The sequence below is a fragment of the Fusibacter sp. genome, from assembly GCF_057447755.1.
The window spans coordinates 1-7,369 of sequence record NZ_JBVBZF010000173.1 but is presented as its reverse complement, the minus strand read 5'-3'; the positions used below and the strand labels follow the sequence as shown (position 1 = coordinate 7,369).

6 protein-coding genes are annotated in these 7,369 nt (G+C 36.0%); 3 read left to right on the top strand and 3 right to left on the bottom strand.

All coding sequences use genetic code 11. From position 1 onward, the window contains the following. Both AC220I_RS15385 and AC220I_RS15380 read left to right on the top strand, forming a co-directional pair. Nucleotides 1-561 (top strand): aminotransferase-like domain-containing protein (locus tag AC220I_RS15385; RefSeq protein WP_486724744.1); only part of this gene is annotated, 561 nt, incomplete at its 5' end. Nucleotides 562-623: 62 nt separating this feature from the next. Beyond that, nucleotides 624-1,532 (top strand): hypothetical protein, encoded by a 909-nt coding sequence (locus AC220I_RS15380; protein ID WP_486724743.1) that lies wholly within the window; start codon nucleotides 624-626, stop codon nucleotides 1,530-1,532. A 224-nt stretch (nucleotides 1,533-1,756) separates the two neighbouring features. Here AC220I_RS15380 and AC220I_RS15375 read toward each other — a convergent pair whose 3' ends face one another. The 3 genes from AC220I_RS15375 to AC220I_RS15365 form a co-directional block, all read right to left on the bottom strand. Beyond that, nucleotides 1,757-2,842 carry an MGDG synthase family glycosyltransferase gene (locus AC220I_RS15375; protein ID WP_486724742.1) on the bottom strand — a complete coding sequence of 362 codons (1,086 nt, stop codon included), beginning with the start codon at nucleotides 2,840-2,842 and terminating at the stop codon, nucleotides 1,757-1,759. A 69-nt stretch (nucleotides 2,843-2,911) separates the two neighbouring features. Continuing rightward, nucleotides 2,912-4,918, bottom strand: a complete 2,007-nt coding sequence (locus tag AC220I_RS15370; protein ID WP_486724741.1) for a diguanylate cyclase — start codon at nucleotides 4,916-4,918, stop codon at nucleotides 2,912-2,914. 158 nt (nucleotides 4,919-5,076) lie between these two features. Further along, complete coding sequence (locus tag AC220I_RS15365; RefSeq protein ID WP_486724740.1) at nucleotides 5,077-6,312, bottom strand: uracil-xanthine permease family protein; 1,236 nt, start codon at nucleotides 6,310-6,312, stop codon at nucleotides 5,077-5,079. A gap of 258 nt (nucleotides 6,313-6,570) precedes the next feature. On the opposite strand from AC220I_RS15365, the gene AC220I_RS15360 reads away from it, so the two are divergent. Then, entirely contained in the window at nucleotides 6,571-7,287 is a 717-nt protein-coding gene (locus tag AC220I_RS15360; RefSeq protein WP_486724739.1) for an acyl-[acyl-carrier-protein] thioesterase, read from the top strand. Nucleotides 7,288-7,369 lie beyond the last annotated feature (82 nt).

The window sequence follows — 7,369 nt, the reverse complement described above, 5'->3', positions numbered from 1 at the left end:
CTGCTAAGATATGAGGGCTACCCGATTCCAGCACTTCAAGGATTAAACCACGGTAAAAATGTAATTTATGTGGGTTCTTTTTCAAAGCTCTTGATTCCTTCACTAAGAATCAGTTTCATGGTACTTCCAGAGACTCTAATGTCCCGTTTTAATTTAATTAAAGAGCGCTATTCCCAAACGGTTTCTAAGATTGAGCAGTTGGCATTAGCCAATTATATGTCAGAAGGTTACTTTGAACGCCATATTAGAAGAATCAAAAAGATATATGGTAAAAAAAATCAGATTTTGATTGAGGCCTTTAAAATGCATCAGAATCCTTATTATGAACTAGTGGGTAAGGAGTCTGGACTACATGTTATGCTTTCTTTTTCCAAAAGTGTAAATAAGGAAAAAGTCGTGGTTGAAGCAGAGCAGATAGGTCTGAAGTTGGAAGGTGTTAGTGACTATGAAGGCAGTAATATCCTCGTCTTGTCCTACAGTGGTCTCCATGATATTGAAATAGAGGATAAAATTTCTAAATTGAATGAAATCATTTTGGAATCTAATGAAAAATTCACATAAAGGACACAAGTTTAGTGGTATAATTGAATAATATAATGTAATGACATAGAATTGGAGGCAATATGCAAAAAACGTGGTTGATCGGTATCCTGCTCGTGTTGACTTTGACGGGTTGTCAAAGTGAAAGACAAGGTGAGCATGCGTTACCACCAACAGTTACTCCCCCTGTTGCTCAAGTAGATCTCAATACGCCTGTCGATAAAGATGTCGTCAGCGAGGACTTGATCAATAATTTCAAATACTTAGATCAAAACATATCAAAGATGTCCACTGAAGAGGCAACTGCAAATTTTTTTAAACTAGAAGAAATGTCCATTAAAAAACAATTTTATTATGTAGAGGTCATCTCTTTAGACAATCATATACAAACTGAATTAATGAAATGCTTCAACGCCGAAAAGGGTGAGTTCGATTTTGGTAAATATGATGGCGGTAGCGGCATGGTAATAGATGAGATCTATGCCAGTGGTTACAAGCTTGTACCTTACGAAGGTGTTGTTTACCCTGTAACAGATTATTCGAAATTCAAGCCCTATGCCGCTTTTATGAGCGAAGAAGTTCAAAGCTATATTTATTTAAAATCATTGGAATCAGAAGAGTATACTGGAACTAGATCCTCGCTTGAGATTTCACAGGCTGATTTGGTGGAGAGAATTCTCTTAGCTGAGAATCATCTTAGACATTTTAAAGGTGGTAAAACCTATCCAATTGTATTAGAGATGTATAAGGCTTATATGTATTATTACATTCCATCGGCCATTATTTTTGAGGACAAATTACAGATCAACGATGAGATGATTGCATCTTATGAAAGCTTTATTGATGCTTATCCTGAAACCATTTCAGCTCAGATCGTGTCAGACTATTTGAATATGCTAAAGGAAAATGGATATGAAAAAACGGAGGCGGTTAACACATACTTGCAGGCCTTTTATAATTCCATTGACCACTTTATCACAAGAGCAGAATAAGTTTGTTCCGCTTGAAAGCAAATAAAAAGAGACGCTTAAAAATGAAAGATCATTTTAAGCGTCTCTATTATTATATACAACAAATATGATATACAAAAAATTTGAGCCGAAAGTTGTGATGAGAAGTGTTCAATCTCAAACAGCGTCAGCGAAGATTGGTTTTAGGCATCGAAGGTGGCTCAAATGTTGTTTTATGAATTACAAAAATGACAGATCGGTTACCATTATAAAAATTCTTCAATTAATGCAAGTGTACTGTCCAAGGAAAATGAAGCTTTTAAGTTCAAGACATTTTGACGAACTTGATGATAATATGTCGGATCATTGATAAGCTGATCCAAAATGAAAACCAGCTTTTGGCCATTTTCAATTTTAAAGGCTGCACCACTACTTAACAAGAAATCCGTGTTCTCTTCCTCCTGACCTGGCATTGCAAATGGAATCAGGATTGGCAGGCCCTTGGCAATTGCTTCAGTGGTGGTTAAACCACCTGGTTTGGTTATGATGACATTGGAAGCATCCATGAGTTCATCTACAGCATCCGTAAAACCAAAAATTTCATATAGACCATTTTCAATTTCAGAGTGGAATCTCTTTTCCAAGGATCGCTTAAGTTTAATATTATTACCACAGACAACCTTGCAGTGGATTGGGTTTGGTAAATCTCTCAGTGTATTCAGTATATCATCAACAAAAGTTAAACCAATACTTCCGCTCATAATGAGAATAGAGAACTGATCGGAATTCTTTTCCTTTGCAAGATAATACTTTGGGGTTAGAGGTATGCCAAAATTATGAATGATACTGCTTTTGATGCCATTTTGAACCAAGGCATTTTTTGTGAATGATGAACCTACGATATAGGCATTAACTTCTGAATTGATGTAACTTCTATGTGTATGAAAATCAGTTACTACAGAAATATAAGGAATATCAATTTGGTGGCTTGCCTTGAGCTTGCAGATGATATTACTCGCAAGCAAATGTGTTCCTATAATCACATCAGGGTTCATTTGCTTTATATGATTTAAAAGACGTGTCTTGCCAACGATGTTAAATGCACTAGAAACGCGATTGTTCACTAATTTTCGATTACTTATATAATAGAGATGACCAAACGTTCTGGGTGATTTTAAAGACATTTGCTTATAACTGTTTACTACAATATAATCGAGTGATCGATTAATCTCTTTCATAAAACTACTCACCTGAACAGTAATGTTATTTTTTTCAAGTAAAAGCCTTAAATTTTCAGCGGCTTTATCGTGCCCACCACCTGTAGATGCTGTCAATATGAGTATTTTGCGCATTTGCTTCCTCCGTATTTAGAATAACAGTTATATTTTATCTGAAATTTAAACAATATTCAACAGGACACTTTAGGATTTATGGTGAGATGCTTTGAGCTGATACATCCTGTCATCTGCAACATGTAATAATTGATCAAAACTCCTTCCTTCTTTAGGAAAAACGGCGTAACCAACCGAAACTGAAAGGGTCAATTCAATCTGGTCATCAAGCTTGAGCGGCCTTACAAAGGCATCTTCTATTTTTTTTAAATTGCGGTGAATTTCAGTAAGATTTTTACCCTTACATACCGACATGACGACGAACTCATCGCCACCTATTCTTGAAATCATTTCGTCTTGATCAAAAATATTTTTTAAGATGAGGGCGACGCTTATAAGTGCTAAATCACCGACAGAGTGGCCATATTGATCGTTAATTTCTTTAAAGAAATCAACATCAAGATAGTAAAGACATAGTTTTTGGTCCTTTTCTACGGCGTTTTCAATCGCTTTATCAGAAAGTTCAAGGAAATGCCCCCTTGCCAATAGTTGAGTCAAGTGATCGTAGTAGGCTAAATTTGTTATTTTCTCTTCGTTGGCCTTGTAATTTGTAATATCATAGATGACACCGATGTAGTTGAGTGTTTGACCTGTATGATTTTTAACATCTAGAATCGTGAGCCACTCCAGCAACGTTGCCCCTGTTTTGGTTCTATTTTTTACTTCGCCAGACCAAAAGCCATTTGAATTTATACTAAGCCACATGTTTTGATAAAACTCACTGGTATGTTCACCAGATTTTAAAATTTTAGGGGTATGGTTTTTGATTTCATCAAGATCATATCCCGTCAGGTCTAAAAAAGCCTTATTTGCCCATATGATTTTTTTATCAGGTCGGGTAATTATGACACCTTCTGTGATATGATCGAATGTTTTTAAGAAAAGATCATATAGGTGTTTGCTTTTTACTTCCTCTGTGATTTCTTCATACATGGCAACAAATTTTGTGACACCTTGATTTGAACTTGCTAGTGGGAATGCGGTCATATGATAGTTTTTTTTCATATGATTCTTGTTTTGTCTTACGACGTCATACTCAATGGTATTCCCTTCAAGCACCATGTTTAAAAAGAAAAATGATTCCTCTGAAAACTCACTTGGAACGATGGCATCACTGATGGCTTGTTGTAGGATTTCTGCCTTTGAATATAAAAAATGCTTTTCAAATGCGGCATTAGCATCCAATATCTTAAGTGAATTAGACATAATCACCATTGGAATAGGTGCATTTTTGAAAACCTTATGATAATCCATGTCCTCCACAGCCATATCAATGACCTTGTTTATAGGTTCTATTGTAGAAAACAATAACTTTTCGCCATTGTATTCAAAAGGACCACTGATGACCTTTACATCCCATATATCTGAGTTTGAAAGCTTGTGTCTAAAATTAAAATGATTTCTAGATTCTGCAGTTGCTCTTGCCATTTCATTTTGAATTGCCTCAGGTGTCAGGAGATTGATATCTGAAATCTTTAATCTATGTATTTGAGCACTTGTATAACCGTAGAACTCAAGTGCAACTTTATTGGCGTGGAGAATATACCCTGTTTGAGGATTGATGATTAGGGTAGCCTCCTTTGAATTCGTCAACAAATTATAAAGTGCATCTGAGGTCGTCTTGTTTGGGGTGTCCAAGCGGCTAAGGTCCAATATAAATGCACCATAATAACTGTTGTAAAGGTCATTTTTTAGAATGAAGAGAAGGATTTCAGCGTTGAAGTTTGTCTTTCCATTTTTTATGTGGCGCCATTTAAAACGGATGGGCTCAGTCAAATTTGTACTATCAATACTCATGGTTTCAAAATAATCAAAGTAATCCCTATATTGACAATCTGAAGAAGTGATCTCGTCAATCGTTTTATGGATCAGGGTTGATTCAAATAGGGTATCTGCACTTTTGTTTGAAAATAAAATTTCTTGATTTTTAAGTATGACGAATGGATCTTTATATTGATAAGATAGATTTATGAAATCCATTCCAATGTCTTTTAGCCATAAAAGTGAAGGATTATTTTCGATTAAATGTCTGGGCATAGCAACCTCCAGTATATGTAAAAAATCGCGTTAAAGTATATATGCCCCAAAAAAGACTAAAAACACAAATAAAAAAAGTGCTTACAAATATGACTTGATATCAACATTGTAAACACCTTATATAATTTTTATCTATACGCGTATTTTCTAGGTTAGACTTAGTCTAATTTGCGCCATACAGCATTCACGATGACACCTAAAAGTGCAGCCAAGCTCAATCCAGAAAGTGCAACTGCTGAATTTGGAATTGAAATTTTAAGTGCCAATGCAGGTAGGTAAGATGGTGCTAAGCCGACGAAGAGGATTAAAGCCATGATCACAATGTTCTTCACATTAAAAGCAACTTTTTGATCTTTAATGGTTTTAACACCGATTAAGGCAATCATTGAGAAGAGCATTAAACTGATACCACCCATTACTGCTGTCGGGATAGAGCCAAGGACACCGCCTAATTTACCCACTAGGCTCAAGATTATTGCAAACACTGCTGCGATTCTTAAAATTGCAGGGTTGTAATTTTGTGTAATTGCCAAAACACCAGTATTTTCGCCATAAGTGGTATTTGCAGGCCCACCAAGAAGGCCAGCGAACATCGTAGCAAGACCATCACCTAACAAGGTTCTGTGAAGACCTGGATTTTCAATGAAGTTTTTACCGACCACAGTTCCATTGGTTGTGATATCGCCAATGTGCTCCATGAATACAGCCAGTACAACTGGTGCGATGATTAAAATAGCCTCTAAGCTGAACTTAGGAAGTGTAAAGGCTGGAATACCAATAATTGATGCCTGTTGGATGCTTGTGAAGTCCACAAGGCCCATTGATAAAGAGAGTAAATAACCCACGACAACACCAATTAAGATTGATAACTGTTTGATAAAACCCTTGCCAAGGAAGTTGATTGCAAGCGCAGTACCAAGTGTTGCAGCGGCAAGTACGAAATTTGCAGATGCCATACCATATGCTACAGGTACGAGGTTTAGACCGATTACGATGATCATTGGTCCAACAACATGTGCTGGTAAAAATGATTTGATGTGGTCTACGCCTACTGACTTAACTAAGAAAGATAAAAGTACATAAATAAATCCAGCAACGATTATCCCACCTTGGGCATATGCTAGATCACCTTGATACAATTCTTTTACTTGGATAATCAATGGAATAAATGCGAATGAAGAGCCTAAAAATACAGGTACTTTTCTATCTGTACAAATGTGAAAGATAAGCGTACCACAGCCAGCAGTGAAAAGCGCAACAGATGGGTTGAAGCCCGTTAAGATCGGAACGAGTACAGTTGCACCAAACATGGCGATAAGATGTTGAAGACCTAAAACAAAATTTCTAGCATCCTTTAAGGTGCTCGGTGATTCAGCAAAACTATTTGTTGACATAAAAAAACCTCCCTTTTTCTCTAAAAAAATGTTGGGAGAAGACTTTAATCTTCTCTTTTTAGCCTCACAGGACCAAATTAAAAAGTGCTATTTAATTTATGGTGCCATTTATTTCTTAGTGATAATACCACATATAGAACGGATTTACAAGACCAATACACGATATTGTTTAGAAAAAATTTATAAACGAATAGATATAATCTTAAAATAAAAGTGATATAATTTAGAGGACATTTATATAGCAGAAAGGAAAGACTCATGATCCCTTATTTTGAAAAACCTTATGAGTTACATACATTTGATTTTGATCCTCATAAGACCGTTAGATTAACGACCATACTTAACTATTTACAGGACATCTCTACTGTCCATTACCGTTCTCTCTTTGGCAAAGATCACGATCATGCCGTGTGGGTGATTGTAGAATGGGATATACATTTTGTCAGCCCCATTGAAAAAATACAAAAGCTCACCGTTAAAACAAAACCAACCTATTTTAGAAAGTTTATAGCTTATAGAGCCTACGAGATTTTGGACCAAGCGGGTAAAATCGTCTGTACTGCCACGAGTAAATGGGCTTATATTAACTATGAAACAAGAAAACAAGAAACCATTCCCCAAGTGCTCTATGAGCGTTTTGGCGTACCTGAAAATAGTCAAAAGCCTCTCAAGCTTGACCACATGGACTTTAAAATTGAGTGCGTTGAAGGCATGACTTTTAAAAGCAGATTTTCAGACATTGACATTAATCAACATGTCAATAATGTATCTTATCTCAAGTGGGCACTAGACAGCTTGCCTTATGAGTATATTAAGGAAAAGTCACCAAGTCGATTACAAGTCATCTATAAAAAAGAAGTTTTCATTGATGAGACCATTAGTGTGTTTACAGAAGTTAATGGCCTTGAAACAAGACATATCCTCCATAATCGTCACGGTCAGGAATGTGTCAAGATTAAGTTGAATTGGTTGTAATGAAGAAGTCCTAGATAGAACTAAATATTTGATAACACCCACTATTTGATGCTCATTTGTAGATTCGGGAACACATAAAAGG

Bases quoted from the DNA above. Each gene is read 5' to 3' on its own strand.
- AC220I_RS15365 (WP_486724740.1), bottom strand. From the start codon at position 6,312: ATGTCAACAAATAGTTTTGCTGAATCACCGAGCACCTTAAAGGATGCT.
- AC220I_RS15360 (WP_486724739.1), top strand. From the start codon at position 6,571: ATGATCCCTTATTTTGAAAAACCTTATGAGTTACATACATTTGATTTT.
- AC220I_RS15375 (WP_486724742.1), bottom strand. From the start codon at position 2,842: ATGCGCAAAATACTCATATTGACAGCATCTACAGGTGGTGGGCACGAT.
- AC220I_RS15380 (WP_486724743.1), top strand. From the start codon at position 624: ATGCAAAAAACGTGGTTGATCGGTATCCTGCTCGTGTTGACTTTGACG.
- AC220I_RS15370 (WP_486724741.1), bottom strand. From the start codon at position 4,918: ATGCCCAGACATTTAATCGAAAATAATCCTTCACTTTTATGGCTAAAA.